We start from the raw sequence: 26179 nt of genomic DNA on the forward strand, positions 1-26179 counted from the left end.
TCGACCGTATAAAATAATGCGCTGAGGATGACGTGATCATGACAGTATTTTTAGTTTTTTCGGAAATTACATTCTTTTGATGCGAGAAGTCTGCGAATCGGATAAAATTGCGCGGTATTTTTTTTTAGGTTTAACTCGTCTATGTTCTCGCCAGTTGAGTCCGAACAAGGATTTAATTTCAAACCAGAACTACCAACTAGCTCTGCGTATTATCGTTTATTGAAAAAGCTACGCCGTCAGGTCGGTCATGCCATTCGTGATTTTAAAATGATCGAAGAGGGCGACAAGGTGATGGTCTGTATTTCAGGCGGTAAAGACAGTTATACCTTGCTCGACATTTTGTTGCAGTTTAAGCGTATTGCACCGATTAATTTTGATGTGGTTGCGGTCAACCTTGACCAAAAACAACCGGGTTTCCCTGAAGACGTATTGCCACGTTATTTAGAAGAAAACAAAATTCCGTATTACATCTTAGAAAAAGATACCTACAGCATTACTAAACGTTTAACCCCAGAAGGTAAAACGTATTGTGCAGTATGCTCACGTTTACGTCGTGGTTCGTTATACGGCTTTGCTCAAGAAATTGGGGCGACGAAAGTGGCTTTAGGTCATCATCGTGATGATATTTTGGCGACGTTCTTCTTGAACTTGTTCCATGGCGGCAGCTTAAAAGCCATGCCACCGAAATTATTGTCTTCTGATAAAAAGAACATTTTGATTCGTCCACTGGCTTATGTGGAAGAAAAAGATATCATCAAATATGCAGAAATGCGTAAGTTCCCAATTATCCCATGTAACTTGTGTGGTTCACAGGAAAACTTACAACGTGCAATGTTAAATGACATGCTGCGTACTTGGGATAAAGAATTTCCAAAACGTTTACACAGTATTTTTGGCGCATTGCAAAATGTATCGCCTTCACAACTGGCAGACCGTGAGTTATTCGACTTTGAAGCCTTGGATGAACAACGCGAATTTGACTTCAAAAATAGCGAAAGTTGTTCAACTGAAGAAGGTGAGCCTGAAAGCAAACGCATTAATATGGTGAACTTAGGTTTTATGGCAGATTAAGCCGAAAACTTCATCACGCAAAAGGCATTCTACGGAATGCCTTTTTTATGCTTATGATTTTTCTCATTTTGTTGTTAAACAGTTAAATATTGAACGGTGCGTACAAAAAACTTTAGCCTTTTCGCAAATGATCATGCTATAACAAGCCTCAAGCAAAATATGCTTGCACTGATGTTGTCCGGAACGGCAACACACACGAACAAAATAAATTGAGGAAAGATCATGCCTGCTTTTTTAACTGATGATTGGTTTTCAACTGTAGAAACTCTGACAGCTCAAGCTGGTGATTTAAACTTACCACCTGCATTGGCTAATCTTGCAATTAACCTTGTGGTTGCTGACGCTGCAGGCAATACCGAATTGTCATTAGACGGTGGTGCAATTAAAAAAGGTTTATCTTCAAACGCTAAAACAACGTTGAACATGGATGCTGAAACGTTACGTAAAGTATTCCTTGAGTTTGATATGGCTGCAGCGATGCAAGCGTTTATGACGGGCAAAATTAAAGTACAAGGTGATATGTCACAATTGATGGCATTGCAAACAGCAAAACCAAGTGCTGAGCAAAAAGATTTGTTCAAAAAAGTACTTGAGCAAACTGCTTAAGTCTAAAACGAAAAAAGCTTACCCGAAGGTAAGCTTTTTTTTTGTGCGCTCACATGTAAATGTTAGATGGACGCATATTAGATATTCACCAGTTGTGGGGTGGTTTTAATATGTTCCAAATAAGCACGAATACGAGTGACATATTGCACGGCTTGACGATAACGACCATTGCTGGCTTTGTTACGGTCGAGATAAGCATATAAGTTCACCCACTTATTCGGGTTTTTACCCTGAGCTTGGATGCGCTTTTGAATCTGACTTACAGCACCAGGCCCCATGTTATACGCAACTAAGGCATACCAATTACGATCTGGGTATGGAATGTTGCTATAACGGTTTAGCATTTGGTCATAGTACTTTGCACCGCCCTGAATGCTTTGTGTCGCATCTGTACGGTTACTCACACCCATGGCTTTTGCTGTACTGTTGGTCAGCATCATAATGCCACGAACACCCGTCGGGGATACCGAGTCAGGTTTGAGGTAAGATTCTTGATAACCAATCGCTGCCAATAAATGCCAGTCAAGATCATATTGCTTGGCCGTGTTTTTAAAACTTGCCTTATAGATTGGCATACGTTTACTTAGATCACGCTGAATCACATTCCAAGAATCTTGTTTGACCACATTACGGTTGTAAAAAGATGCCAACTGTCCAATTGCGCCATTTTGTTTGGCACGGCAAATAAAGCCACTCGCGGTTTGGCTGAGTGGATCGTCTGCATTTTTAAATACCCAGTTTAAGTTGCTGTTTAAACCATTTTTTTTCAAAGAAACAGTATCACCACAACTGGCTGAAAATGACGTCAAATGCTTGGCTTCAATGGTACTCATTTCGGCAGTGGTCATAGCAAAATTGGCTTGACCTTTGGCAACCATTTTTAAAGCAGTGGCATTGTCATTCACTGTTTTAAAATCTAATTGGACATTTAAACTTTCTGCATAGTTACGTGCAAGGTCGTAACCAAAACCATGTCGATGTTTACCATCCTGAAAAACAATGTCAGGATTGGCAACGGCAACAACAGTGAGTTTATTACTGTTGACGACAGCATCATATTGATGAGCTGTTTTGCTGGCATTAATACTGTGAAAAGGAATTAAGACAGTACTAAGTGCAAGCGCTTTAAATGGGAGAGAGTTAAAAGAGTTAAGGCAAAGCCTCGACCCAGAAGTTGAACTACTGTGCATGTTGTCTCCGCTACAAGTAATTTATGCCCTAAAAAGCAAAGGCAAACACGCCTCAGACTTTTTCAAGTTTGATAAATTCAATAAGGGTTGGGCAGTCATGACGTCATTCAAAAATGACTAGGGGTTTTCGGGAAATATGTAGAAAATCTACACTGGATAAAAATTAAACAAGCCTGAAAGATGTGCGCATAATAATAAGCAAAAAAATACTTGTCAAATTTTGTACGAAAAAATATTAAAATATGTAACATAAATAATTGATTTTGTTTGCGAATAAATTTTATATACTTTGCCTGTGTAGAAATGGAGGATAAAATAGGCATGTTTTGTAAAAATCAGCGCTTGCTCAAGGCCGAAAAATCATCATGAAATCTAACTTAATTACCCGTGGTGGACACGATTTATTGGTCGCTGAACTTCAACATTTATGGCATGAAGAACGACCTGAAATTACCAAAAAAGTGAACTGGGCGGCCAGTCTTGGCGACCGTTCGGAAAACGCGGATTATCAATATAATAAGCAATTGTTACGCAAAATTGACCGACGTGTACGCTATTTGGGAAAACGTTTGGAAGAGCTTCGTATTATCGATTATTCACCCGAACAAAAAGGGAAAGTCTATTTTGGGGCGTGGGTCGAAATTGAAAATGAAGACGGCGAACAAAAAACACTAAGAATCGTGGGGGTAGATGAAATTTATGATCATCATCCGCAGCATATCTCAATTGATTCACCTATGGCTCGAGCACTCCTGTCGAAGCAAGTGGATGATGAGGTCGAAGTCCTAACTCCATTGGGAAAAAAATGTTGGTATATCAATTCAATTCGTTATGAAATGGGCGAAAGTACTGAAAAATAACAAACTGCTTTTATTTTGTTCAATTAGACGTATTTTTTACAAAATAATTTGCCATTGCTGAATTTTGTTTATATGATGGCGGCCATGGAAGCGTGGCAGAGCGGTTTAATGCACCGGTCTTGAAAACCGACGAGGGCGCGAGTCCTCCGTGAGTTCGAATCTCACCGCTTCCGCCAAATTCAAAAACCCTGATGTTTTTAACATCAGGGTTTTTTTATATGTGTAAATTTAGGCAATGCAATTAGCTATGATCTCAATTTAATACATATTTATTCACCTTCAATTTTTCTGACCTAATCCAAAATTTTCGAATCGCCTAAATTTTGTATGAACGATTCGCCAAGTGTTCAAAATAAAGCAAAATAATTTGCCAAGCTGAATTTTTATTTATATGATAGCGGCCATGGAAGCGTGGCAGAGCGGTTTAATGCACCGGTCTTGAAAACCGACGAGGGCGCGAGTCCTCCGTGAGTTCGAATCTCACCGCTTCCGCCATATTCAAAAAACCCCAATGTAAAACATTGGGGTTTTTTATTGCCTAAATTTTTTGAATAGTTTTTTTCTACAGGCGAAGCTGATATACAGCATGGATATGACATGCTATTAATTATTCACAATAAACAGAAAACAAGATCAATCGATTTAGAAAAGGAATTCACCCATGCAAAAACCAGAGCTTATTCATGAACTGGAATGGCAAGCGCGTTGTCAATTGGCGGCTCTGTATCGCTTGGTGGCTTATTATAAAATGACCGACTTAATTGATACCCATATCAGCTTACGTTTAAGTCATGAACCGGAGCATTTTCTGATTAATCGTTATGGTGTGACCTTTGACAAAATGACGGCTTCGGATTTGGTCAAAATTGATCATGAAGGTAAAATTGTTGAAACCTATGATGCAGGGAAGATGGTGAATGTAGCAGGCTTTGTGATTCATTCTGCCTTACATCATGCGCGTGCAAATATTAATTGCGTGATTCATACGCATACTGCGGATGGCGTGGCAGTTTCTGCACAGGAACATGGATTATTGCCAATCTCACAACATGCGTTAAAGTTCTATCAGAACATTGCTTATCATGAATATGAGGGCATAGCCTTTTCAACTGAAGAGCGTGAAAGATTGGTACAGGATATGAGGCATTATCGCTGTATGATTTTACGTAATCACGGTTTGCTTGCGACTGGTGATAGTGTGGCACGGGCATTTCATGAAATTTACTTTTTAGAACGAGCTTGTCAAATTCAAGTAAAAGCATTGTCGAGTGCTACATTGCATTATCCAAGTCCGAAGGTTTGTGAACATACGTTGCAGCAGTTTGAAAATCCGATGGCCGAGCCCATTATTCAAGCGGCTTGGCAGGCGGCCTTGTCCTTAATTGACGATCAGCAGTCAGATTATTGCAGATAATATAATTTTCAATCATCTAGCTCATAGAGTATAGGCGCTATGCCTTATGTGCAGAAGAATAGTCATGGCTTGAGCAACGCGTTATCATGTTCATAGTGGAACTATGAGATGAACTATGAAAATCGTTGCAGATGAAAATCTGGCATTTACTGAGTATTTTTTTGCCGAATTTGGTGAAATAAAGCAAGCGGCAGGTCGAACATTGACCCATGCAGATGTCAAAGAAGCCGATGCATTGTTGGTACGATCGGTGACTCAGGTAAATGCAGACTTAATTCAACAGACCGCACTCAAATTTGTCGGTAGTGCTACGATTGGAACAGATCATTTAGATATTACTGCTTTAGAAAAGCAGGGGATTGCTTGGTCAAATGCCGCAGGTTGTAATGCACAAGCGGTTGCTGAATATGTGATTACGGCATTGCTTTATGTTAAACCTGAATTGTTGAATGCAAATGAAAAATTTACCTTGGGCATTGTTGGTTTAGGTAATGTTGGTTCACGTTTAGCCGTCATGGCAGAATTATTCGGTTGGAATGTCATTGGCTATGATCCATTTGTGCAATCTGATCAGGTGAAACAAGTTGAATTTGCAGAACTGTTAAAAAGTGCAGATGCGATTAGTACTCATGTGCCACTGACCAAAGAGGGTGAACATCCAACCTATCATTTAATCAATGCTGCTGCGCTTGCTGCTATGAAGCCAACTGCGATCTTGATTAATTCCGCGCGTGGGCCAGTGGTCGAAGAAGTTGCCTTAATTGCCGATATTCAACAGACACAGCGTAAAGTGGTCTTAGACGTTTTTGAGCATGAGCCAGAGATTTCAGCAGCGTTGTTAGATTTAATTTACGTGGTGACACCACATATTGCGGGCTATAGCTTGGAAGGTAAAGCACGTGGCACACAGATGATCTATGAAGCATTTTGTCAAACTTTCAAGCAACCGATAAATAAAGCTTTTGAAAGTCAGTTGCCCGTCTGTGAGCAGTATTTTACGGGTGCTGACTTTAAGACGGTATTACAGCGTTATTTAAAAGATATTTATGACATCGCTCGTGATGATGCCAACTTACGTGCTTGCCTAAAAGACGGCAAGGTGGATCAAAAAGCCTTTGATTATTTACGTAAAACCTATCCTTTACGCCGTGAATGGGCTGCACATGGAGGCCCAGCAGCATGAGTCAAATGAACTTTCAACCGAGTTGTGAACTCACTGCACTTCGTGCACGTGCCACGATGTATGCTCAAATTCGCCAGTTTTTTGCGGCACGTGATGTACTAGAAGTGGAAACACCTGTGCTTTCTCAAGCGGGTGTCACCGATGTGCATTTAGCATCGGTACAGGCTCAGCGCCATGTGAATGGTCAAAAGCAAACGCATTATTTGCAAACTTCACCTGAATTTGCCATGAAACGTCTGTTGGCAAGTGGCAGTGGATCTATTTACCAAATCTGTAAAGTTTTCCGTGATGATGAACATGGACGTAAACACAACAGTGAATTCACCATGTTGGAATGGTACCGTCCGGGTTTTAGCTTAAAAGACTTGATGTTTGAAGTGACGGACTTATTGAATGAAACTTTGAAACAGCGCTTTGGTGAAGTTCGTCCAACTATTTTGAGCTATAAGCATGCCTTTATGGATCGTTTGGATTTGAACCCGTTACAAGCTTCTTTACAAGATCTGAAAGATTGCTGTCGTCGTGTGGGACTAAGCTTAGATCTGGGTGAAGACCGTTTAGGCTATATCGATTTATTGTTCTCGCATTATGTTGAGCCGAGCCTCGGTTTTGATACGCCAGTGTTCCTTACAGATTTTCCACCGGAAATGGCTTCTTTGGCGAAAACCCGTGTGGACGAAGATGGTGAATTGGTTGCAGCACGATTTGAGCTATATATCGAAGGTTTAGAGTTAGCAAATGCTTATGATGAACTGATTGATGCAGACGTTTTACGCCGTCGTTTTGAGGCGGATAATGCAGAGCGCGCTAAACTTGGCTTGCATGTGATGCCGATTGATGAATATTTGCTTGCTGCATTACCGTATATGAGTGAGTGTGCAGGTATAGCCTTAGGCATTGATCGATTGCTAATGGTGGCAACGAATCAGTTAAAACTTGAAAAAGTCATTAGTTTCCCAGCTGATATTTCTTAAAAAATGTCTTGATCGGCTGATGGTAAAATTGGCCGATCAATTTAAATATTTAGTAAAACCCAAACTATAGGCTTCAAACCCTAAATTTTGATAAAAAGCATGTGCGGCATAGCGTTCAGGACGATTACCACTGTTGAGTAAAATACGTTTTAGACCTTGTCGCCGAGCGCTTTGCTCAATGGCTTGCATGAAGCGTCGCCCTAAACCTTGACCGCGATAACTGGCATCAATGACAAAAGCCTGAATCCGAATAAATCCTTCCTCAAACTCCCAACTGTATTGTTGGATAAAACCTGCATAACCAATGACGCGGTCATCAGCCGTCATCACCAAGGTTTGATAATGCTTATCCAAATGAATCAACTGCCAATGCTGTTGGAGTCGCTCTGGTGGTATTTCATAACCCAATTGGAGTGTGAGTTGATGAATGTCGAGGAGATCTTTTGGGAGGTGTAGTGGACGAATTTGGGGATGCATATTGTCAGCTCGATGGTTTGTTTTCCTTAGAGCATAGATGAATGAGCCTTGATGTGAATGCAGATATTTTTCAAAGCTTATCTATATCTGAAAGGGCAAGGTGAAATATTGCAAAAGTTAAAGTTTTAAAAATATAGAAAAGGAAAATATAGAAAAGGTAAATTAAAAAAGCACCCGAAGGTGCTCTAATTATGCTTCAACTGCATATTGACTGGTTTTTAGTTCTGCAATGGCTTGGATACGTCGTTCAATCAGCATTTCACCAATATCCGGCCCTGATACATCAGGTGGAAGATCGGCAGCTTTAATATTGCGAACCACCTGCATGGCATCTAAAACGTATTGAGCTTGCGGATAGGCACGATCCTCTAAACCTAAGCGACCACGTGAATCACATTCACAGGCTTGTACAAAGGCCTCTACGCGTTCAGGACGGCGTAGTACATCCATGCGTTGTAACAGACGCCATAATGTACCCGGTTTTAAACTCAAGGCTTGATGGCATTTTAAATGCTCTTTACATACTGAGATGGCCAATTGCTTGGTATTGGTGGGAACACGCATACGGTCACAGACTTCGGTAACGGGTTTTACACCACGTTCTTCATGCATGATATGGCGCGGTAACTCATCTACTGGAGTAAGTGCTTTGCCTAAGTCGTGTACCAGTACGGCAAAACGAACATCCAGAGAATAATTGGCACGACAGGCTTGCTGTAGCGACATCATGGTGTGAATGCCGCAGTCTATTTCAGGGTGATATTCAGGACGCTGTGGAATACCGTATAACGCATCAATTTCTGGGAACAAGACTTTTAAAGCACCACAGGCTCTTAAGACTCCAAAATATTCATCTGCATGGTCTTCCATTAACGCACGAGACGTTTCCTTCCATACACGTTCAGGTGTAAGGGCTTCAAGTTCGCCAGATTGAGCGAGATCTTGCATCAGCGCAAGTGTTTCTTCAGCCACTTTAAAACCTAAAGCTTTATAACGTGCCGCAAAACGTGCAATCCGCAGAACTCGCAAAGGATCTTCGACGAAGGCATCAGACACATGGCGAAGGATGCGTCGCTCTAAATCTTGTTGACCATGGTAGGGATCATAAATCTGACCTGCATCATCCATAGCAATCGCATTGATCGTGAGGTCACGTCGAATGAGATCTTGTTCGAGTGTGACATTGACGTCGGTATAAAATTCAAAGCCATGATACCCATGTCCAGACTTACGTTCTGTACGGGCTAAGGCATATTCGTCTTTGGTCTCTGGATGAAGAAAAACAGGGAAATCTTTACCCACAGGTTGATAACCTTGAGCAAGTAATTGTTCCGGCGTTGCACCGACAACGACATAATCTTTTTCGTGATAGGGGTGCCCGAGCAAGTGATCTCGAACTGCACCGCCTACTAAATAAACTTGCATGAAAAAACCTCTATTCTTAGAGCAATCATGCTACAGAACAGAGGTTTTCTCAAGTCACAAAGTGTGTTCAGGTCAACTAAATTAGAGTGCTAATTTTTCGTTTTCTTGAATCTCTGCAACAGTCAATGCAGTCATATTCACTAAACGGCGAGTTGTCGCTGTTGGCGTTAAAATATGAACAGGTTTTGCAGCACCCAAAAGAATTGGGCCAATCGTCACGTTACTGCCCGATGTTGATTTCAACAAGTTGAACGAAATGTTCGCTGCATCCAGATTAGGCATAATCAGCAAGTTCGCAGAACCTTTAAAACGTGAGTTCGGGTATGCGAAATGACGAATATTTTCATCCAATGCGGCATCACCATGCATTTCACCTTCAACCTCAAGTTCAGGTGCAATTTCTGACAAAATATCATAAACCTTACGCATTTTTTGAGCGCTAGGATCATTTTGGTCAGAACCGAAACTTGAGTGAGAAAGCAATGCTACACGCGGCGTAATACCAAAACGGCGGACTTCTTCAGCCGCTAAAATAGTCATTTCAGCAAGCTGTTCAGCTGTTGGGTTACGGTTAATGTAAGTGTCGGCAATAAACAAGTTACGATCTTCAAGCATTAATGCATTCAGCGTGAAGAAGTTATTACGGCCTTCTTTTAGCCCAATCACATTGCTGACGAAGTCTAAGTGAATGTCATAGCTAGAATAAGTACCACATAGCATACCGTCAGCCACACCATGACGAACCAGCATTGCAGCGATCAGGGTAGAGCGACGACGTGCTTCACGCTGAGCGTATTCAGGTGTTACACCTTTACGTTGCATGATGCTGTAGTAATCGTCAGCAAACTTATCGTAATCAGGGTTTTTCTCTTGATCGACGATAGTGATGTTCACGCCGTCTTCAAGACGTAGGCCTAATTTCTTGATGTTTGCTTCAATGACTGCAGGGCGACCGACAAGGATTGGTTTTGCCAAACCTTCATCAACAGCAATTTGCACCGCGCGAAGTACACGTAAATCTTCACCTTCAGCATATGCAATGCGTTTTGGATCAGTTTTCGCTTGCGCAAAAATTGGTTTCATCATAAACGCAGAGTTGTAGACGAATTCAGACAAACGTTGACGATATGCAGAGAAGTCTTGAATCGGACGAGTTGCAACACCTGAATCCATCGCTGCTTGTGCAATTGCAGGTGCAATTTCAAGAATCAAACGTTGATCTAATGGGCGCGGAATGAGGTAATCACGACCAAATGAAGCAGATTTTTCACCATACGATGCAGCATCAGCTTCGACATGCGCCATGCGAGCAATCGCATGTACACAAGCAATCTTCATCTCTTCATTAATCGTAGTTGCGCCAACATCTAGTGCACCACGGAAGATATAAGGGAAGCAAAGGGCATTGTTTACTTGGTTTGGATAGTCTGAACGGCCAGTTGCCATAATCACGTCTGGACGTGCTTCATGTGCATGTTCAGGAAGAATTTCAGGGTCTGGGTTAGCAAGGGCAAAGATAATCGGATCTTTCGCCATGACTTTAACCATTTCTTTGGTCAAAATACCTGCTGCAGAAAGACCAAGGAACATGTCAGCACCTTCCATTACATCAGCAAGCTGAGAGCCTTCGATGTCCTGAACGTATGCCTTTTTCGACTCATCCAAGCCTTCACGTTTAGTCGTCAATAAACCGCGTGAATCTGCCACAACGATGTTTTCTTTTTTCACGCCAAGTGCGCAAAGTAAGTTCAAACATGAAAGGGCAGCAGCACCTGCGCCAGAAGCGACAATTTTGATTTCTTCAATTTTTTTGCCATTGAGTTGAAGTGCATTCAGTAATGCAGAACCCACAATGATCGATGTACCGTGTTGGTCATCATGGAACACAGGAATATTCATGCGTTCACGAAGTTTTTGCTCGATGTAGAAACACTCTGGGGCCTTGATGTCTTCAAGGTTGATACCACCGAAAGTAGGTTCTAATGCTGCAACGATATCTACGATTTTGTCTGGATCATTTTCAGCAATTTCAATGTCAAAAACATCAACACCAGCGAATTTTTTGAATAGAACGCCTTTACCTTCCATAACAGGTTTTGACGCTAGAGGACCAATGTTACCTAAGCCCAGTACGGCTGTACCGTTACTGACTACAGCAACAAGATTACCGCGCGCTGTGTAAAGTGCAGCAGTAGATGGGTCGCGTTCAATTTCTAAACAAGGTGCAGCGACACCTGGCGAGTATGCGAGGGCTAAATCGTGTTGGTTGACCAATTGTTTGCTTGGTGTAACGCTGATTTTCCCCGGAGTTGGAAATTCGTGATAATACAAAGCCTGCTGTTTTAAAGATTGATCGTCCATCTGTATCTCGATTGTGTTTTGTTTATCCAATATAAAGCTGAAATGCTTGCTTTATCCGCTTGAATATAACATTAGTTGCACAGTTGGGACAGTCGAAGTCGCGTCTTTTTCAGACAATCTTATAGCTCAGGCATAGTGACTTATATTAAGTAACTATAAGCAGGCGAAGAGATATTATTTTCTAGGAACACGGTTGCCTCTTCTTGTGGCAATGGCTTAGAGAAAAAATAGCCTTGAGCAATATCACATTCTAAGTCTTGTAGGTACTGTAACTGTTGTTCAGTTTCAATCCCTTCAGCGACTACCGTCATGCCCATCGCTTTGCCCATGGCAATCATGGCACTAACGATGGCCAATTGTTTATTTTCACCAATTTTAGAGATAAAACTGCGATCTATTTTTAAAATATCAATTGGAAAATCAGCTAGATACGATAGAGATGAGTAGCCAGTGCCAAAATCATCAAGTGAAATATTGATTTTACGTTTTTTTATTTCGTTTAATAGTTCACGTACTGAATCTAGATTTTCGACCAAAGAAGATTCTGTAATTTCCAGTTCCAGACTGGCACCATCAATTTGATTGGCATCTATCGCTTCATCTAAATCATTTAATAATTGTCCACGGCGCAGTTGCTGTGCAACAATATTGACGGATACACAAATATTTTGATAACCCAAATTATTCCAAAAGCGAATTTGCTGCGCGGTTTTTTGCAGGACAAAACGCCCGATATCGGAAATTAAACTGGTTTGTTCTGCTAAAGGAATAAATAAGCCCGGTGGTATTAAGCCTTTTTCAGGATGATTCCAGCGCACCAAGGCTTCAAAACCGTAAATATTTTTATCACGGAAATTGATCTTCGGTTGGTAATACACCACCAGCTCATTATTTTGAATGGCTTTACGCAAGTCGCGTTCCAAGAAGATCCCTTGCTCTAATAATGCGGTATTTTCATTGGAATAATAACGTGTAGTATTGCCTCCCAAATTTTTAGCTTCGCTCAGCGCTTGTTCTGCACAGTTATTTAGATAATCTAGCTGACGGCCATGCTCAGGATAGAACGCGACGCCCATCGATAAAGTGATGACATGTTCTTGGCCAAAAATATTAAATGGAATGCTAAAGGCTTTATTGATGCGTTCACAATGCTCTTGCACAGAAGGGCGGATATGTGAAATTTCATACACAATCGCAAAATCATCGCCATTTAAATGCGCAACAAATAATGCTTCGGCATTGGTTAGACGTAAACGCTGTGCGACTTGGCGTAACAGTTCGTCACCACCATTGTTGCTGAGATATTCATTTAATGGACGGAAACGGTCGATGTTTAAACGAATGACGGCCAACTGTTTAATCGAATCTTGCTGTGAAACTAAATATTGATGCAGTTGATAGTTGTAATAAAAACGGTTCGGCAAATCCGTTAAGGTGTCATAATTTTCTAAATAAGATAAACGTTGTTCTTGCAATTTACGTTCGGTCAGGTCTGAGACAATCCCGATATAATGGGTAACGCGGTTTTGATCATCAGTAATCGCATTAATATGCATCCATAGCGTCAGTTCTTTACCTGAAAGAAATTTTTCGTGCAACTCACCATCATATTCACCAATTTTCAGCACTTGTTTAATGATCGAGTAGTGCATACTGCGTTGAATTGATTTGTAATTTGCTGTGATATCAAATAGATGTTTGCCAATAATTTGGTCGTAGTTAAAGCCGGTTAATTGTTCGTAAAACGGATTGACTTCGATATAGCACAGCTCTTCATTTAAAATGAAAATCCCTTCAGCAGCTTGTTCGAGTACGCTGGCTGCAAGTTTTAAACGTTCTTGAGACGTCCGTTCTTGATGGATATCACGACGAATACCGACCATGCGCAAGGGCTTGCGGTTATCTGGATCGCGTTGAATGACTCGCCCAATATCATGTACCCAACTCCATTTTCCTTGACTGTTTTGAATCCGATAGGTGGCCTCATAACGGTCTTTAAATCCACGAAGATGTTGAATCATCGCTGATTTAAAATGTGGGATATCATCAGGATGGATCACATGTTGTAACTGTTGCTGATGCTCTTTCGAATGTCTAAGGGTTTTTTCTTGCTTATAGTTGGTGACAACGATTTTACGGTCTTTGATGTTCCAATCCCAAGGACGTAAACCGGCGATTTCATGCGCAAGGACTAAATTGGCTTGTTGGTTTTCTAAATCCTTGTTCATTTGCTCAATGTCGAAGGTCCGCTCTTTAACTTTTTGTTCAAGGATTTGGTTACCCAGTTGTAGCTGTAATTCGATGTCTCGTGATTTGTTGACTTCATCTTGGAGCTGCTGACACAGTTCATCAGTCCATTTGACTTGTTGCTTGGCACTATCGACCAGTAGGTTATTTTTAGCATGTAAAGTCGATACACGACGGTGAATCCGATATGACGTCATGGCGCACATTAGAATCACAATGAGCCCAAAATTAATACTCAGGCTAAATAAGTGATTTGAACTATCTAAGAAAAAGAACTGTGCAATCAGATACGGCACGATAGACGGGATAAAGGCTAAACAAAAATAATTGAGTTTTTGCGTTAAATAGGTCAAACCAAAGGTTTGTGTCACGATCAAGAGTAGGGCGGAGAGCGTTAAGGCCTGAATCGGTTCAAAGCTTTGATTGGTCGCAGGTAAATAATAAAAAATTAAAAAGATACCGCTCGCAATCAGCGTACCGACTGAAAAACACTGAAACTGTAACCAACGATGCGCAATCATCAGTGAATATTGTTCAGGTTTAAAATAAACGGTGCTAATCAGCCAGCATAAACTGACAAAAACTTCGGTAAAAATAAACCAAATATTGAAATACAAAGATGGCGATTTATAAAAAATTTGATATATCGAAAAAATATATAAGCAAATAATCAGAATACTGACTAAAAAATAGCGGCTATGGCGAATCGTGTTCGCAATTTGAGCAGTATGATTGTACTGCTTGATATATTCATCTTGTTTATACGTCATGAATATAAAAATCCTGCCTTAACCAAATCTAGATCGTTGTATTTGTATTGTTCCTGAGAGTATTTGTTTATTCTTAGTAACAAATCATTTGTTTTTATTGACTCTAGGGTAATTGCGTTACAAATAAAAAGCAATATCAAGGATGCCATCATTGATGCTTTCAGATGAACTATCGAGTAAAAATTAAATAGATTTATAATTTAAAATTGAAAGTGCAACTACAGGTGCAGTTTCTGTGCGAAGGACACGTTCACCGATACACCAGTTCACGAAACCTTTCTCATTTGCTGCGCTGATCTCTGCTTCGCTCAAGCCACCTTCAGGGCCAATCAGTAAGGCAAAGTGCGGGTCAGCATCAGCTAATACATCAGCTTCATCTTTATTGGGTGCGAGTACCAATTTAGTTGTCGGCAGATCACTTTCCAACCATTTTTCAAGGGAAAGTGGCGCAAGTACTTTAGGGACAATGTTGAGACCACACTGTTCGCAAGCTGCAATGGCAATACCTTGCCAATGGTCGAGTTTCTTTTGATCACGATCGTACTTCAAACGCATTTCACAACGTTCTGAAGTGAGTAGTTGAATTTCCGAAACACCGAGTTCCACAGCTTTTTGAATCGCATAATCCATGCGGTCGCCTTTGCTCATCACTTGACCCAATAGTGCCGTAAAATGTGGTGTGCGATTGCTTGGATTGAATTGCAAAACTTGGACGGCAGCCGACTTTTTAGCGACTTCAACCAATTCAACATGGTATTCGCCACCTTGCCCATTGAACAAAGTGGCAGTTTCGCCTACTTGAGCACGTAAAACTTTTACCCAGTGATGAAACACTGTTTCCGTTAATTCAACAGTCGTATCAACAGTTAAATCAGCTTCAATATAAAAACGTGGCATTAAAGTTTTACTCTCAAAAAGGTCGAAATGTCTTATGCAAGACCGAGGTCTTTCACAAGTTGACGTGTAGGGTCAGTGGTGTTCATGGTGTAGAAGTGCAAGCTTGGCGCACCGCCAGCAATCAGGCGTTCGCAAAGTTTAACAATCACTTCATGACCAAAAGCTTTGATAGAAGCAGTGTCATCGCCATAAGTCGCAAGCTGTTTACGAATCCAGCGAGGAATTTCTGCACCTGTACCATCAGCAAAGCGGATTAAATTGCTTGCATTGGTAATCGGCATAATGCCTGGCGCTACAGGAATTTTCACGCCTTCTTTTTGAATGCGCTCTACAAAGTAGAAGTATGCATCTGGATTAAAGAAGAACTGTGTCAAAGCTGCGTTTGCGCCCGCATTGGCTTTATCGCAGAAACGTTTGATGTCGAGATCAAAGCTGTCTGCTTGCGGATGCATTTCAGGATAAGCCGCCACTTCAATGTGGAAATGGTCACCTGAATGCTCACGGATAAAACGCACAAGATCAGTTGCATAAGGCAATTCGCCTAAGCCCACTTGGCCAGACGGTAAGTCGCCGCGCAGCGCAACAATGCGGTCAATACCTTGTGATTTATACAAATCTAGCAATTCAGCAATACGTTCTTTGCTGTCACCGATACAAGACAGGTGAGGAGCAACTGGCGTGCCTTTGCCGTTGAAATCGTTCAATGTAGACAAAGTACGTTCACGGGTAGAACCGCCTGCACCATAAGTCACAGAGAAAAATTCAGGATTTAATAATTGTAGTTCTTGGTGTACAACTTTAAGTTTTTCCGCGCCCGCATCAGTTTTGGTCGGGAAGAACTCAAAGGAAATAGGAATCTGTTTTGACATGTTCAAATCCTTTTTTATAAATACTATTTATTTAGACCTCTCCCTAGCCCTCTCCTGAGAGGAGAGGGAACGTCCATTATAAATTTACTTAATAATGAAAAGTCCCTTCTCCCTGTGGGAGAAGGCTAGGATGAGGGGGAATATAAAACTTAGTATTTATAAGCCTCAGCTTTGAACGGGCCTTCAACTTGAACACCGAGGTAATCCGCTTGTTCTTGAGTCAAAGTCGTCAATACGCCACCGAAACCTGCAACCATTGCAGCAGCAACTTCTTCGTCTAATTTCTTAGGAATAAGTTCTACACGGATTGCAGCTTGTTTTTGATCTTCTGGAAGATCAGCAAATTTCTCAGCGAATAGGTGCATTTGACCCAATACTTGGTTAGCAAAAGAACCATCCATAATACGTGATGGGTGACCAGTTGCATTACCAAGGTTCACCAAACGGCCTTCAGAAAGAAGGATTAAGTAATCGTTTTCGTTTTCTGTACGATACACTTGGTGAACTTGTGGCTTAACTTCAACCCACTTGTAACCGCGTAGGTAGTTTGTGTCGATTTCAGTATCGAAGTGACCGATGTTACAAACTACAGCGCCAGCTTTTAATGAATCAAGCATTGCAGCGTCACATACGTGGTAGTTACCAGTAGTCGTTACTATAAGGTCAGTGTTTTGAAGAAGGTCAAGGTTAATGTCTTCTTTTTTGCCAGTTTGAACGCCGTTTTTGTACGGAGCAACAACTTCAAAACCGTCCATGCATGCTTGCATTGCGCAGATTGGGTCAACTTCAGTTACACGTACAATCATGCCTTCTTGACGAAGTGATTGAGCAGAACCTTTACCTACGTCGCCATAACCGATTACAAGCGCACGGCGGCCAGATAAAAGCATATCTGTACCGCGTTTGATTGCATCGTTTAATGAGTGACGGCAGCCGTATTTGTTGTCGTTTTTAGACTTAGTTACAGAGTCGTTTACGTTGATTGCAGGAACTTTTAAAGTGCCGTCGCGGTGCATTTCGTAAAGACGTTGAACACCTGTCGTTGTTTCTTCAGTAATACCGTGGATTTTAGCGATTACTTCTGGGTATTTTTCGTGAACAAGTGCAGTTAAGTCACCGCCATCGTCCAGAATCATGTTGGCATCCCAAGGTGTGCCGTTTACGTTGATTTGCTGTTCTAAGCACCAAACGTATTCTTCTTCAGTTTCGCCTTTCCAAGCAAATACTGGAATACCGGCAGCCGCGATTGCAGCAGCAGCATGGTCTTGAGTAGAGAAGATGTTGCAAGAAGTCCAGCGAACTTCTGCGCCTAATTCAACTAGAGTTTCAATTAAAACTGCAGTTTGAATCGTCATGTGGATACAGCCAAGAATTTTCGCGCCAGCAAGCGGTTTAGCCGCTGCATAGCGTTTGCGAAGACCCATTAGGGCTGGCATTTCTGCTTCTGCAAGTTTGATTTCTTTACGGCCGTAGTCAGCTAGTGAAATATCGGCAACTTTGTAATCTGTAAATGAAGCATTAACCGCGTTCATCACGATCTCCTTAATAAAAACAATTGATCATTCAGTTCGCGGATGCCGTTGTTGATTGGAGCGATTGTCCAACCGAATCGTCGAGCCTAGCGATCTTATATTTAGTGCCTATAAGAAAGTCGCAGCATCCCTCGACTAGGGCAGTATTGTACTTGGAAATAGAGTGAGTTCCAATCCGAAAATGCTTAATATCTGACTTATAGGTTTTTTGATCTGTAAAATTACGTCGCGAATATTTAAATTTCATAAATCGCTTGGGAGTATAAGAATAATGATTAAACCCGTAATGGCTTTATTGATGTTTTGGCCTGTTATTGTCGCGGCCAACGACTCAACAGGCTACGTGGCAACAGGCGGTGTACAGTATCTGAAAAGTAAAGACATTCAAATGTTCAGTGAAGACCTGTTTATTAGTAAAAAAAATCATTAAGGTCGATTATCAGTTCAAAAATTTAAGCAATAAAGATGTGACTGAAACGGTCTTATTTCCGTTGCCAAAAGTTGAAAACTTCTTTGAATCTGATTTTGCCAATACAGAAAAGCTGCTCAAAAGTTTTAAAGTTCAAGTGAATGGAAAAACGATTCAGCCTGAAATGCACGTACGCACTTTTATTCAAAAAGATGAGAAAACAGCGCCGATTGATATGACTGAGAGTTTTAAGCAATGCGGATTTACGGAAAAAGACATGCTGAATCCGTGGAGCAGGCAAGATGTTGAATATAAAACTTTTGAGGCAAAGCTTAGAAACTGTAAAAATGCAGCGCTGCAAAAAGTATTGCCCAAAGATTTGAGTGAAGTCATTTCATGGTCATCTCAGGTGATTTATAGCTGGAAGCAAACGTTTAAAGCCAATGCGCTCACACGTGTACAGCATCAATATGCACCGCTAGTGGGTGGGTCTGTGGCTTTATATCCTGATGAATATAATAAAAGTTATTGTATGGATCAAAACTTTAAGGCAGGACTCAGAAAGGCTAAATCACAGCATGCACCATTTCAAGCGCTGGGCTATATCTTAAAAACTGGTGCCAATTGGGCAAAGCCTATTCAAGATTTTAAACTGACTATCGAGCGTGATGCAGGAGAGTTGGTTTCTTTTTGCTGGGCAGGTAAAGTGAAGAAAATCAGCGCTACGCAGTTTCAAATGGTTGAAAAGAATTTTGTGCCCAAACAAGATTTGGACATTATTTTTGTGCATGTGAAATCAGGTCTGGATTAAAACTTGCAGGCAAAACTGCTGCGATTTGTTTATCATCGTCCATAAGCAATTTTGAGTTTTGATATATGTCGATGGAAATACCTGATGAGTTGGCAAATTTAGAAGCCAATGGCGGCATTTATGCAGTGTGGATGTTGCTGCAGCACTTAGGTATAGATGCAGACATTCAGCAGCTCATCGAAGTTTGCGCTTATGAAGCTGGCCATGGCACAACAACCATTGGTTTGGCTGTAGGACTGAAAAAGTTTGGCTTTCTAGTAAAGTTTTACACAGAGCATGATCCTGAGCTGCAAGACAGTGAAAAACGCAGCTATGCAGAAGCGGACCAATTGGAACTACCTATATTGCCTGCAATTGGCTATGCACAAATTCAGCAGGCTTTTGAACAAAATCAGTTTGTGATTGTGTATTACGATACTCTAGAGGGCGAGGGGAACCATTCTTTGGTGTATGACATTGATGAAACTGAAATTAGTTTCTTTGACAGCTTTGATGCCATGCCAGCAGAGGTATTTGAACAGCAGCGTGGAGCAGAAGGCATTTGCCGACAAGTCATTACGGTGGATGTAAATAACTATGTGGCGAGCTGAGCCATTTTGTTAAAAGCAAAAAGCCCATCATGAGATGGGCTTTATTTTTTAGAAAATAATTGGATTACTGCTCAGCCACATTGGCTTTTTCATTCCAAAAATCTGCTTTTTCTTCATCAGCGTCGATGCCTAATCCATTGGCATAAATAAAAGCTAAATCACGCATGGCTTGAACTTCACCTAATTTTGCAGATTGTTCAACCAGTTCAATGGATTTAGCGACATCTTTTTCCACCACATCGCCGCGACGGTAAAAATTGGCCAATTCTAAAATAGCAGCAGGATGGTCATGCTTCGCCGCTTGTTCTAACCAGCGGTGCGCATGTTCAAAATAGGTTTTAGATTCTTCCGGATCTTCTTCGAGCATATCTTTGGCATAGACTGCATAGCCTTCACCCAGCCAATACATTGCTTCTACATGACCTAACTGAGCTGCTTTGAGTGCCCATTCTTCTGCAAGTTCAACATGCTCATCATTTTCACTTTGCATATAAATTTCAGCCAGTTCAAATTGAGCATCTTTATTGCCTGCCATGGCACGGTTATATAAAGCAGGAGAGATCGAAAGTTCAGACATGTGTAATCCAAAAGAGCAGAATAGGCATAGCCTAATCGGTTGGCATGAAAAAAGCCAATCCGAAGATTGGCTTTCAATGTTTAGAGAAGCTTGTCTAATGAATTAAAATTTCAATAACACTGCTGACAATACAAAGATGACAACCAATGCACCAATAATTTTCCAAAAATATTCAGCGATATAACTAATACATAGCCCGACAAATAAAGCCGCAATAGTCAGCGCGCCAAAGCAATAACTGATGTTATTGCTCGGCGTGCCAAGAGAGAGGCAAATTATCAAGGCAATAATCAATAGCGCCCAGCCGACTAACGTGGCTAAGCGTGTTTGGCCCACACTAAACTCTTTGCTGTAGAACTGCTTTTGATGTTTAGACATGCTGCATGCTAAGGCAAAAAAACCTAAGCTACTCAGTGCCCAAATCAGGAGAAAGAACTTCATGCTTCAACCTCCTTTGTGCTACGTGCTTTTTTAACAGGCAGTCCTTTATGCTTTTTCACTTTGTAAAATGAATAGGCAAACAAAACAGCTAATAGCCACATTGCAAGGTCAAAGGATGCAATCATCCATTGGCCATTTGCCATGGTATTCCAAAGCGGTTGACCACCAGTCATGAAGTTTACAATCGGCAGTAAGGCAAAAATTGCTGTGGCAAAAGCTAAAAGTTCTAGCCACGCTTGACGATGCGTACGGAACATCGCATAAATAAGCGTTAGTAGCCAAACAATAAAGAAACTACGAATTTCTAATTCCGAACGGTTTTCAAGTTGTGCGGGAATAAAACGGTTGGCATAGAAAAATGCTGCGCAGGCAATCGGCAAACCAATAATCGCTGCAATATTGGTCACTTCAACCGTGCGGTAGCCAAATGATTTAAAGCCTTGTTTTTGCTGTTGCGGCGCACGTTTTACACACCACAGAATGAGACCTGTAGCGATCATCAGTGTGCCTACAATCCCTGAAATAAACAGCAGCCAACGTAGTGCTAAATCTACACCGCGTGCTTCATGCAGCGTAGTCACTACATTGTAAATACCCATAGGTACAGAAGGGTGCTTTAACTTAGCACTTTCGTCAGTTAAGTCTTTACCAGTTACGCCATCAAATTGTTTGCTTGCATAGACATTTCGATACGCGACACTTTCACCATGTAAGGCTCGTAGTTCAATTTTAGCTTGGGCTGTATTCGGTGCAATGATGCTAACGGTACTAATAGGATTAGTTTTCCATTCAGTCTGAACCGCAGTCACGATAGGCGCTAAATTGGTCAACGGCGCAGCAACGACAGGTTGCTCTTCACGTTTAGAGCGACGATCTCCTCGACCTTCACCACGGCCCTCAGCACGATTTTCGCCTTGGTTTTGTGCAGAATTGGCACGGGCTTGCTGTGGGCGTTCGCCACGTTCTTCGCGTCCTTGGGCAGATTCACGTCCTTCAGGTTTATTTTCTTGAACTAGGGCACGATTTTGTTCTTGTAAAAATTGTCCCCGGTTTTCATAAATACGCTCAATCCCCCAAGGCATGATCGTAAATAACAGCAGCAACAGGCCACTAAAGGTGATCATGATGTGGAAGGGAAGCGCAAATACTGCGGTTGCATTATGTGCATCGAGCCAAGAACGTTGTCCTTTACCTGAACGGAAGGTAAAGAAATCTTTAAAGATTTTTTTATGAGTAATCACACCACTAATGATGGCAACTAACATCAACAGTGTCGCTATCCCGACAAACCATCGCGTCCACATACGTGGCATACCATAAAGTTCGAAATGGAAACGATAGAGAAAATTACCACCACGCGTATCGCGCGGCTCAAGCACTTCACCTGTAGCACTATCAATGTAGATTTGTTTACCACCACGGCGTGCGCGAGGGTCTTCACCTTGTTCACGAACGGTAATTAATGTGGCATTTTGACGCGTATTTGGCAGCAAAATATTCCAAGCACCTGCATTCGGATGATTTTGCTGTAAATAATTCAGTGCGACTTCAGTTTGTTGGACTTGTGAACTGGCTGGAACAGATTGATGCAGCTCAGGTGTCATCCAGACATTGATTTCATTTTTAAAGAAGCTCAGGGTTCCGGTCAGGAAAATAGCATACAGCAACCAACCTAAGATTAGGCTAGCCCATGTATGCAGCCAAGACATGGACTGGCGAGGCCCCTCTACTTTTGCATCAACACGCATTTTAGCTTCCCATCATCATGTAAATGGCATACAAACACACCGCAGGGATCACAATGCCTAAAGTTGCTTTGAGGGTTTTATTCACCATAAAGACCCAAATAAATGCACAGCTCCACAGGATAAATGCAATTAAAGTTGCACTCATGGCTGCACTTCCACGGTCTTCGCTAAATACATCTGCGATCACGATGGCAGATAGCATCACGACAACATATCCGCCCACTAAAGCGAGGGCAAAGCGATAGAAAATCATCAAGCGATAGGTCAATAGAGAGGGGGTGTCTTTACGCGTTTTAGGCAGCGCAGATGTGAGGGGGGTCACGAGTGCCTCAGGTGGTGAGCTATTCATAAAATACTTAAGCGCTTGGAAATTGTATTAAAGCTAATCTAAATGATAACAATTATTATTAATAATTATAATAATGTATTCACAAAATTATTGATTTTTCAGCATGCTGAGTTGAAGTTGAATTAAAAAAGAGGGAAATAAAGGCAAAAAAATAGCGACCGGAGCCGCTATTTTAGAATGCATGAATGCTTAATTGTCTACATTATTGCTCTTGTTGAATGCCTGCAACTAACCAGTCTTGATCAGAACCCGCAGGTTTAACAAAATGCCATACTTCAGCAAAAGGCTGTGGCAGGCTATTTAAGTCTTCACTTACCGTACCTGTAAAACGCACACTTACAACGTATTGACCATTTTCGTTAGCAGAATCGACCACCATAGCATTTAAGTTAGAAAACTCAGCAACGTCTTCATCTTTATTTGCCATAATGTCGTTATACATCGACTGGTAAAGATCAGGCGTTAAGTAACGCTGAATTTCAGAAATGTTGCTTGCTGTATTCATCGATTGAATGTGATTAAAACGCTGACGTGCAACACGTAAAAATGTTGCTGGCTCTGTACCATCAGGCAATTGATTACCGCTGTTGGTATAGGCAGCACCAAAAGGCGCGTTCGTTGCTGCAGTTGCACCAAATGGAGCATTTGAAGCTGCTGAATTACCGCCTACAGAATTACCAAAAATATTCGTATTGTCATTACCTGCACGAGGTGCAGCATTTTGCTGGCCAAACGGTGCATTGTTTGCACCGCTGTTTGGCGCATACGGATTGTTAGCGGCTAGTTTTTTTTTTGCGCCCATCTTACGGAAAATGAAGAAGGCAACAGCAGCGGCAAGTAAAATCCAGATCCAGCCTGGAATACCACCTTTCTCTTCCTGTTGTTGAGCTTGAGCTTCAGAAGCTGCTTGACCGTTATTGTCATCTGCCATCGCATTTGCAGCGACAGCACCAATAGCAGCACCAGCCACACCAGCAGCAACCATTCCGCCCACATTCGAGCCAGATTTTGCTGGAGCGCCAGCAGTTGCAGGCTGTTGAACAGGAGCAGATTGACGAGGTTGCTGATAAGACTGAGTTGGAGCAGCTTGACGGCTCATACCATGGCTTTTACCACCACCGGCACGTTTCGCTTCTGCAATCGGCGCTACCAAAAGGGCTGCTGTTAAAAGAGCAGTCATCAAACCACGCTGTCGAACTTCCATCAAATTTTCCTATATCTATATAAAGTTAAAATAGCCATCTAGTTATGCCGCCATTTGTACTGAATTTCAATAGAACATCGGTAAAAAATTGAAAATTCATTCAAAATAAACGATTCAACGTGACTAAGACTCATCGGTCAGCGTAATTGCCTGACTCAATGCCTCATGTAAACGTGCCACAGAAATAATCTCTACACCTGAAATGGGTTTTTGCGGTGCATTCCCACGCGGTAAAATAATGGTTTTGAAGCCATGCTTAATGGCTTCTTTGAGTCGTTCCTGTCCATTGGGTACAGGACGGATTTCGCCTGAAAGTCCAACTTCGCCAAATACCGCCAAATGCTGTGGCAGGGCTTTAGCTCTTAAGCTAGAGGCGCAGGCTAAAAGTACCGCAAGGTCAGAACCGGTTTCAGTGATTTTTAAGCCACCGACGACATTGACATAGACATCTTGTCCAGCGGTTTGTACGCCACCATGACGGTGCATAACCGCTAAAAGCATGTTTAAACGGTTTTGTTCTAAACCTAAGGCCACGCGTCGAGGCTGTCCGTGCGCATCATCCACCAAAGCCTGAACTTCAACCAAAAGTGGGCGTGTACCTTCACGGCTAATCATGACAATGGAACCCGGAATGGCTTCATCATAACGACTAAGGAAAATAGCGGAGGGGTTTGATACCTCGCGCAGACCTTTATCGGTCATGCCAAATACACCAAGCTCGTTGACTGCACCAAAACGGTTTTTCACCGCCCGAATCATACGGAAGCGAGAGTCAGACTGACCTTCAAAATACAAAACACAATCGACCATGTGCTCAAGCACACGAGGGCCAGCCAAAGAACCTTCTTTTGTTACATGACCGACAATAAACAATGCTGTACCACTATTTTTGGCAAAACGGGTCAGGAGTGCAGCCGATTCACGAATTTGGGAAACACCCCCCGGCGCAGACTGGAGTGTCTCGGTGTATAAGGTTTGGATCGAATCTAAAATGGCCACGGCAGGGCGTTCATGTGCCAATACTTCACAAATACGCTCGACACAGGTTTCGGCCATGACTTTGAGTTGATCGGTCGGTAAATCTAAGCGCTGGGCACGTAGCGCCACCTGAGACAAAGATTCCTCACCAGTGACATATAAGGCAGAGCTTTTACTCGCCGCCATATAGGTTGCGGTTTGTAGCAAAATAGTGGATTTACCAATGCCGGGGTCACCACCAATCAGCACTACTGAACCTGTGACCAGTCCACCACCGAGCACACGGTCAAATTCACCAATACCTGTTGCCATACGGGTTTCATGCGAAACGGAAACTTGATTTAAGGTGGTCACAGCAGCAGCTTGACCTGCATAGCCACCGCCCATTTTAGGCTGTGCACGGTGTGTAACGGCGGGTGCAATATTGACTTCGACTAATGAATTCCATTCACCACATTCGGTACATTGACCGGCCCATTTGGGATGATCAGCACCACATTGTTCACATCGATAGACACTTTTTGCTTTCGCCATAATATTTACTGTGCACAAACTCAAATTGAGTCACAGCATAGCGGTGAATACATCGAAAAACCAAGTTTTTATCGCATGAAATGACTGTTGAAGGTCAATTGATGTCGTTTTATTTTCAACAGATGCACTTTTACATGGTAAGCACTTTATAATAGCGCATTATATTTTTTGAAATGGGTCACCACATGACTGAACTATTACGACATATCGATGCCATCGCACGTGAAAAAAATCGTGATGTGTTATTTGTGCATTTTGAAGAATATGATCATCAACATCCTGAAAAAAATACGGTGCGTAATGATGTTATGCACTGGTTTGACCTGCAAAATATCGACTATTTCCCTTGTATGGGGCTAGAAGGTGAGTCTTTAATCGATAGCTATACAGGTGATTTATACCTTGACGTGCCTTTTGATGAAAGCAGCCCTGCATATAAAACCCTCAGTGAATACCTTGAAGATGAACAAGGGAACATGAAAATTCAGGGGGTATTGTTCTTTTCTTTATCTTTGGAAATTGCCCTAGAAATCGAAGCTGATCTGATGGAAGCCAGTGCTGTAGATTCTGAATATGCTGAAAATGAGTTTGGTGACCAATTTGGTGAAGGCTTTATTGAAGATACTGAATCAGATCCAAAAGATGAAGCAGCCAATGAAAGC

The 26179-nt window shown here is 41.8% G+C and carries 21 protein-coding genes, 2 tRNA genes and 2 pseudogenes; 11 read left to right on the forward strand and 14 right to left on the reverse strand.

Annotated features, from left to right (window positions below):
- Positions 1-141 precede the first annotated feature (141 nt).
- Positions 142-1071, forward strand: coding sequence for a tRNA 2-thiocytidine(32) synthetase TtcA (gene ttcA / locus FTV04_RS06260; protein WP_078190435.1), 930 nt, complete (start codon positions 142-144; stop codon positions 1069-1071).
- Between the two features lie 222 nt (positions 1072-1293).
- Positions 1294-1677, forward strand: coding sequence for an SCP2 sterol-binding domain-containing protein (locus FTV04_RS06265; RefSeq protein ID WP_180008384.1), 384 nt, complete (start codon positions 1294-1296; stop codon positions 1675-1677).
- 77 nt (positions 1678-1754) lie between these two features.
- On the opposite strand, the gene FTV04_RS06270 is transcribed toward FTV04_RS06265, so the two are convergent.
- Positions 1755-2867, reverse strand: a complete 1113-nt coding sequence (locus FTV04_RS06270; RefSeq protein ID WP_180003373.1) for a transglycosylase SLT domain-containing protein — start codon at positions 2865-2867, stop codon at positions 1755-1757.
- 365 nt (positions 2868-3232) lie between these two features.
- On the opposite strand from FTV04_RS06270, the gene greB reads away from it, so the two are divergent.
- The 6 genes from greB (at position 3233) to epmA (ending at position 7298) form a co-directional block, all read left to right on the forward strand.
- The gene (gene greB / locus FTV04_RS06275) at positions 3233-3727 is read left to right on the forward strand and encodes a transcription elongation factor GreB (RefSeq protein ID WP_180008380.1); all 495 of its coding nucleotides are present in this window, start codon (positions 3233-3235) and stop codon (positions 3725-3727) included.
- A gap of 86 nt (positions 3728-3813) precedes the next feature.
- Positions 3814-3903: transfer RNA gene (locus FTV04_RS06280), tRNA-Ser, on the forward strand.
- Positions 3904-4132: 229 nt separating this feature from the next.
- Positions 4133-4222 (forward strand) — tRNA-Ser (locus tag FTV04_RS06285).
- Positions 4223-4388: 166 nt separating this feature from the next.
- Positions 4389-5141, forward strand: coding sequence for a class II aldolase/adducin family protein (locus FTV04_RS06290; RefSeq protein ID WP_180008378.1), 753 nt, complete (start codon positions 4389-4391; stop codon positions 5139-5141).
- 115 nt (positions 5142-5256) lie between these two features.
- Positions 5257-6324 carry a 4-phosphoerythronate dehydrogenase gene (locus tag FTV04_RS06295; protein ID WP_180008376.1) on the forward strand — a complete coding sequence of 356 codons (1068 nt, stop codon included), beginning with the start codon at positions 5257-5259 and terminating at the stop codon, positions 6322-6324.
- Positions 6325-6329: 5 nt separating this feature from the next.
- Positions 6330-7298, forward strand: coding sequence for an EF-P lysine aminoacylase EpmA (gene epmA, locus FTV04_RS06300; RefSeq protein ID WP_373683566.1), 969 nt, complete (start codon positions 6330-6332; stop codon positions 7296-7298).
- A 36-nt stretch (positions 7299-7334) separates the two neighbouring features.
- On the opposite strand, the gene FTV04_RS06305 is transcribed toward epmA, so the two are convergent.
- The 7 genes from FTV04_RS06305 to ahcY all read right to left on the reverse strand — a co-directional run bounded on the left by FTV04_RS06305 (position 7335) and on the right by ahcY (position 17876).
- The gene (locus tag FTV04_RS06305; RefSeq protein ID WP_180008372.1) at positions 7335-7775 is read right to left on the reverse strand and encodes a GNAT family N-acetyltransferase; all 441 of its coding nucleotides are present in this window, start codon (positions 7773-7775) and stop codon (positions 7335-7337) included.
- Positions 7776-7964: 189 nt separating this feature from the next.
- Positions 7965-9200, reverse strand: coding sequence for a multifunctional CCA addition/repair protein (locus tag FTV04_RS06310; protein WP_168378286.1), 1236 nt, complete (start codon positions 9198-9200; stop codon positions 7965-7967).
- 81 nt (positions 9201-9281) lie between these two features.
- Positions 9282-11561 (reverse strand): NADP-dependent malic enzyme, encoded by a 2280-nt coding sequence (locus FTV04_RS06315; RefSeq protein ID WP_078192090.1) that lies wholly within the window; start codon positions 11559-11561, stop codon positions 9282-9284.
- Between the two features lie 140 nt (positions 11562-11701).
- On the reverse strand, positions 11702-14578 hold the full coding sequence (locus tag FTV04_RS06320) for an EAL domain-containing protein (RefSeq protein WP_180089056.1): 2877 nt from the start codon (positions 14576-14578) through the stop codon (positions 11702-11704).
- Positions 14579-14761: 183 nt separating this feature from the next.
- Positions 14762-15475 (reverse strand): 16S rRNA (uracil(1498)-N(3))-methyltransferase, encoded by a 714-nt coding sequence (locus tag FTV04_RS06325; protein ID WP_180089057.1) that lies wholly within the window; start codon positions 15473-15475, stop codon positions 14762-14764.
- Between the two features lie 32 nt (positions 15476-15507).
- The gene (gene metF, locus FTV04_RS06330; protein WP_180039606.1) at positions 15508-16344 is read right to left on the reverse strand and encodes a methylenetetrahydrofolate reductase [NAD(P)H]; all 837 of its coding nucleotides are present in this window, start codon (positions 16342-16344) and stop codon (positions 15508-15510) included.
- Positions 16345-16493: 149 nt separating this feature from the next.
- A complete protein-coding gene (ahcY, locus tag FTV04_RS06335; protein ID WP_180089058.1) occupies positions 16494-17876 on the reverse strand; it encodes an adenosylhomocysteinase in 1383 nt (460 codons plus the stop codon).
- A gap of 271 nt (positions 17877-18147) precedes the next feature.
- Here ahcY and FTV04_RS06340 point away from each other — a divergent pair.
- Both FTV04_RS06340 and FTV04_RS06345 read left to right on the forward strand, forming a co-directional pair.
- Positions 18148-19096 (forward strand): annotated as a pseudogene (locus tag FTV04_RS06340) (DUF4424 family protein).
- Positions 19097-19161: 65 nt separating this feature from the next.
- The gene (locus FTV04_RS06345; protein ID WP_180089059.1) at positions 19162-19686 is read left to right on the forward strand and encodes a peptidase C39; all 525 of its coding nucleotides are present in this window, start codon (positions 19162-19164) and stop codon (positions 19684-19686) included.
- Positions 19687-19750: 64 nt separating this feature from the next.
- Here FTV04_RS06345 and FTV04_RS06350 read toward each other — a convergent pair whose 3' ends face one another.
- The 6 genes from FTV04_RS06350 to radA all read right to left on the reverse strand — a co-directional run bounded on the left by FTV04_RS06350 (position 19751) and on the right by radA (position 25517).
- Positions 19751-20263, reverse strand: coding sequence for a tetratricopeptide repeat protein (locus FTV04_RS06350; protein WP_180003360.1), 513 nt, complete (start codon positions 20261-20263; stop codon positions 19751-19753).
- Positions 20264-20365: 102 nt separating this feature from the next.
- A complete protein-coding gene (locus FTV04_RS06355; RefSeq protein WP_180089060.1) occupies positions 20366-20704 on the reverse strand; it encodes a DUF3325 family protein in 339 nt (112 codons plus the stop codon).
- A complete protein-coding gene (locus FTV04_RS06360; protein ID WP_180089061.1) occupies positions 20701-22452 on the reverse strand; it encodes a PepSY domain-containing protein in 1752 nt (583 codons plus the stop codon). The genes FTV04_RS06355 and FTV04_RS06360 overlap by 4 nt, the downstream gene beginning before the upstream one ends.
- Position 22453: 1 nt before the next feature.
- Positions 22454-22801, reverse strand: a complete 348-nt coding sequence (locus FTV04_RS06365; protein WP_180089062.1) for a hypothetical protein — start codon at positions 22799-22801, stop codon at positions 22454-22456.
- A gap of 202 nt (positions 22802-23003) precedes the next feature.
- Entirely contained in the window at positions 23004-24005 is a 1002-nt protein-coding gene (locus FTV04_RS06370; protein WP_180089063.1) for a Tim44 domain-containing protein, read from the reverse strand.
- A gap of 123 nt (positions 24006-24128) precedes the next feature.
- The gene (gene radA, locus FTV04_RS06375) at positions 24129-25517 is read right to left on the reverse strand and encodes a DNA repair protein RadA (RefSeq protein WP_180003350.1); all 1389 of its coding nucleotides are present in this window, start codon (positions 25515-25517) and stop codon (positions 24129-24131) included.
- Between the two features lie 185 nt (positions 25518-25702).
- On the opposite strand from radA, the pseudogene FTV04_RS06380 reads away from it, so the two are divergent.
- Positions 25703-26059: pseudogene (locus FTV04_RS06380) on the forward strand (hypothetical protein); the annotation flags it as partial.
- Positions 26060-26179: the final 120 nt, after the last annotated feature.

Source organism: Acinetobacter sp. YH12219 (genome assembly GCF_013417875.1).
GTDB classification, from domain to species: domain Bacteria; phylum Pseudomonadota; class Gammaproteobacteria; order Pseudomonadales; family Moraxellaceae; genus Acinetobacter; species Acinetobacter amyesii.

Coding starts and splice junctions, on each gene's coding strand:
- ttcA (WP_078190435.1), top strand. CDS start 142: ATGTTCTCGCCAGTTGAGTCCGAACAAGGATTTAATTTCAAACCAGAA.
- FTV04_RS06265 (WP_180008384.1), top strand. CDS start 1,294: ATGCCTGCTTTTTTAACTGATGATTGGTTTTCAACTGTAGAAACTCTG.
- FTV04_RS06270 (WP_180003373.1), bottom strand. CDS start 2,867: ATGCACAGTAGTTCAACTTCTGGGTCGAGGCTTTGCCTTAACTCTTTT.
- greB (WP_180008380.1), top strand. CDS start 3,233: ATGAAATCTAACTTAATTACCCGTGGTGGACACGATTTATTGGTCGCT.
- FTV04_RS06290 (WP_180008378.1), top strand. CDS start 4,389: ATGCAAAAACCAGAGCTTATTCATGAACTGGAATGGCAAGCGCGTTGT.
- FTV04_RS06295 (WP_180008376.1), top strand. CDS start 5,257: ATGAAAATCGTTGCAGATGAAAATCTGGCATTTACTGAGTATTTTTTT.
- epmA (WP_373683566.1), top strand. CDS start 6,330: ATGAACTTTCAACCGAGTTGTGAACTCACTGCACTTCGTGCACGTGCC.
- FTV04_RS06305 (WP_180008372.1), bottom strand. CDS start 7,775: ATGCATCCCCAAATTCGTCCACTACACCTCCCAAAAGATCTCCTCGAC.
- FTV04_RS06310 (WP_168378286.1), bottom strand. CDS start 9,200: ATGCAAGTTTATTTAGTAGGCGGTGCAGTTCGAGATCACTTGCTCGGG.
- FTV04_RS06315 (WP_078192090.1), bottom strand. CDS start 11,561: ATGGACGATCAATCTTTAAAACAGCAGGCTTTGTATTATCACGAATTT.
- FTV04_RS06320 (WP_180089056.1), bottom strand. CDS start 14,578: ATGACGTATAAACAAGATGAATATATCAAGCAGTACAATCATACTGCT.
- FTV04_RS06325 (WP_180089057.1), bottom strand. CDS start 15,475: ATGCCACGTTTTTATATTGAAGCTGATTTAACTGTTGATACGACTGTT.
- metF (WP_180039606.1), bottom strand. CDS start 16,344: ATGTCAAAACAGATTCCTATTTCCTTTGAGTTCTTCCCGACCAAAACT.
- ahcY (WP_180089058.1), bottom strand. CDS start 17,876: ATGAACGCGGTTAATGCTTCATTTACAGATTACAAAGTTGCCGATATT.
- FTV04_RS06345 (WP_180089059.1), top strand. CDS start 19,162: ATGTCGATGGAAATACCTGATGAGTTGGCAAATTTAGAAGCCAATGGC.
- FTV04_RS06350 (WP_180003360.1), bottom strand. CDS start 20,263: ATGTCTGAACTTTCGATCTCTCCTGCTTTATATAACCGTGCCATGGCA.
- FTV04_RS06355 (WP_180089060.1), bottom strand. CDS start 20,704: ATGAAGTTCTTTCTCCTGATTTGGGCACTGAGTAGCTTAGGTTTTTTT.
- FTV04_RS06360 (WP_180089061.1), bottom strand. CDS start 22,452: ATGCGTGTTGATGCAAAAGTAGAGGGGCCTCGCCAGTCCATGTCTTGG.
- FTV04_RS06365 (WP_180089062.1), bottom strand. CDS start 22,801: ATGAATAGCTCACCACCTGAGGCACTCGTGACCCCCCTCACATCTGCG.
- FTV04_RS06370 (WP_180089063.1), bottom strand. CDS start 24,005: ATGGAAGTTCGACAGCGTGGTTTGATGACTGCTCTTTTAACAGCAGCC.
- radA (WP_180003350.1), bottom strand. CDS start 25,517: ATGGCGAAAGCAAAAAGTGTCTATCGATGTGAACAATGTGGTGCTGAT.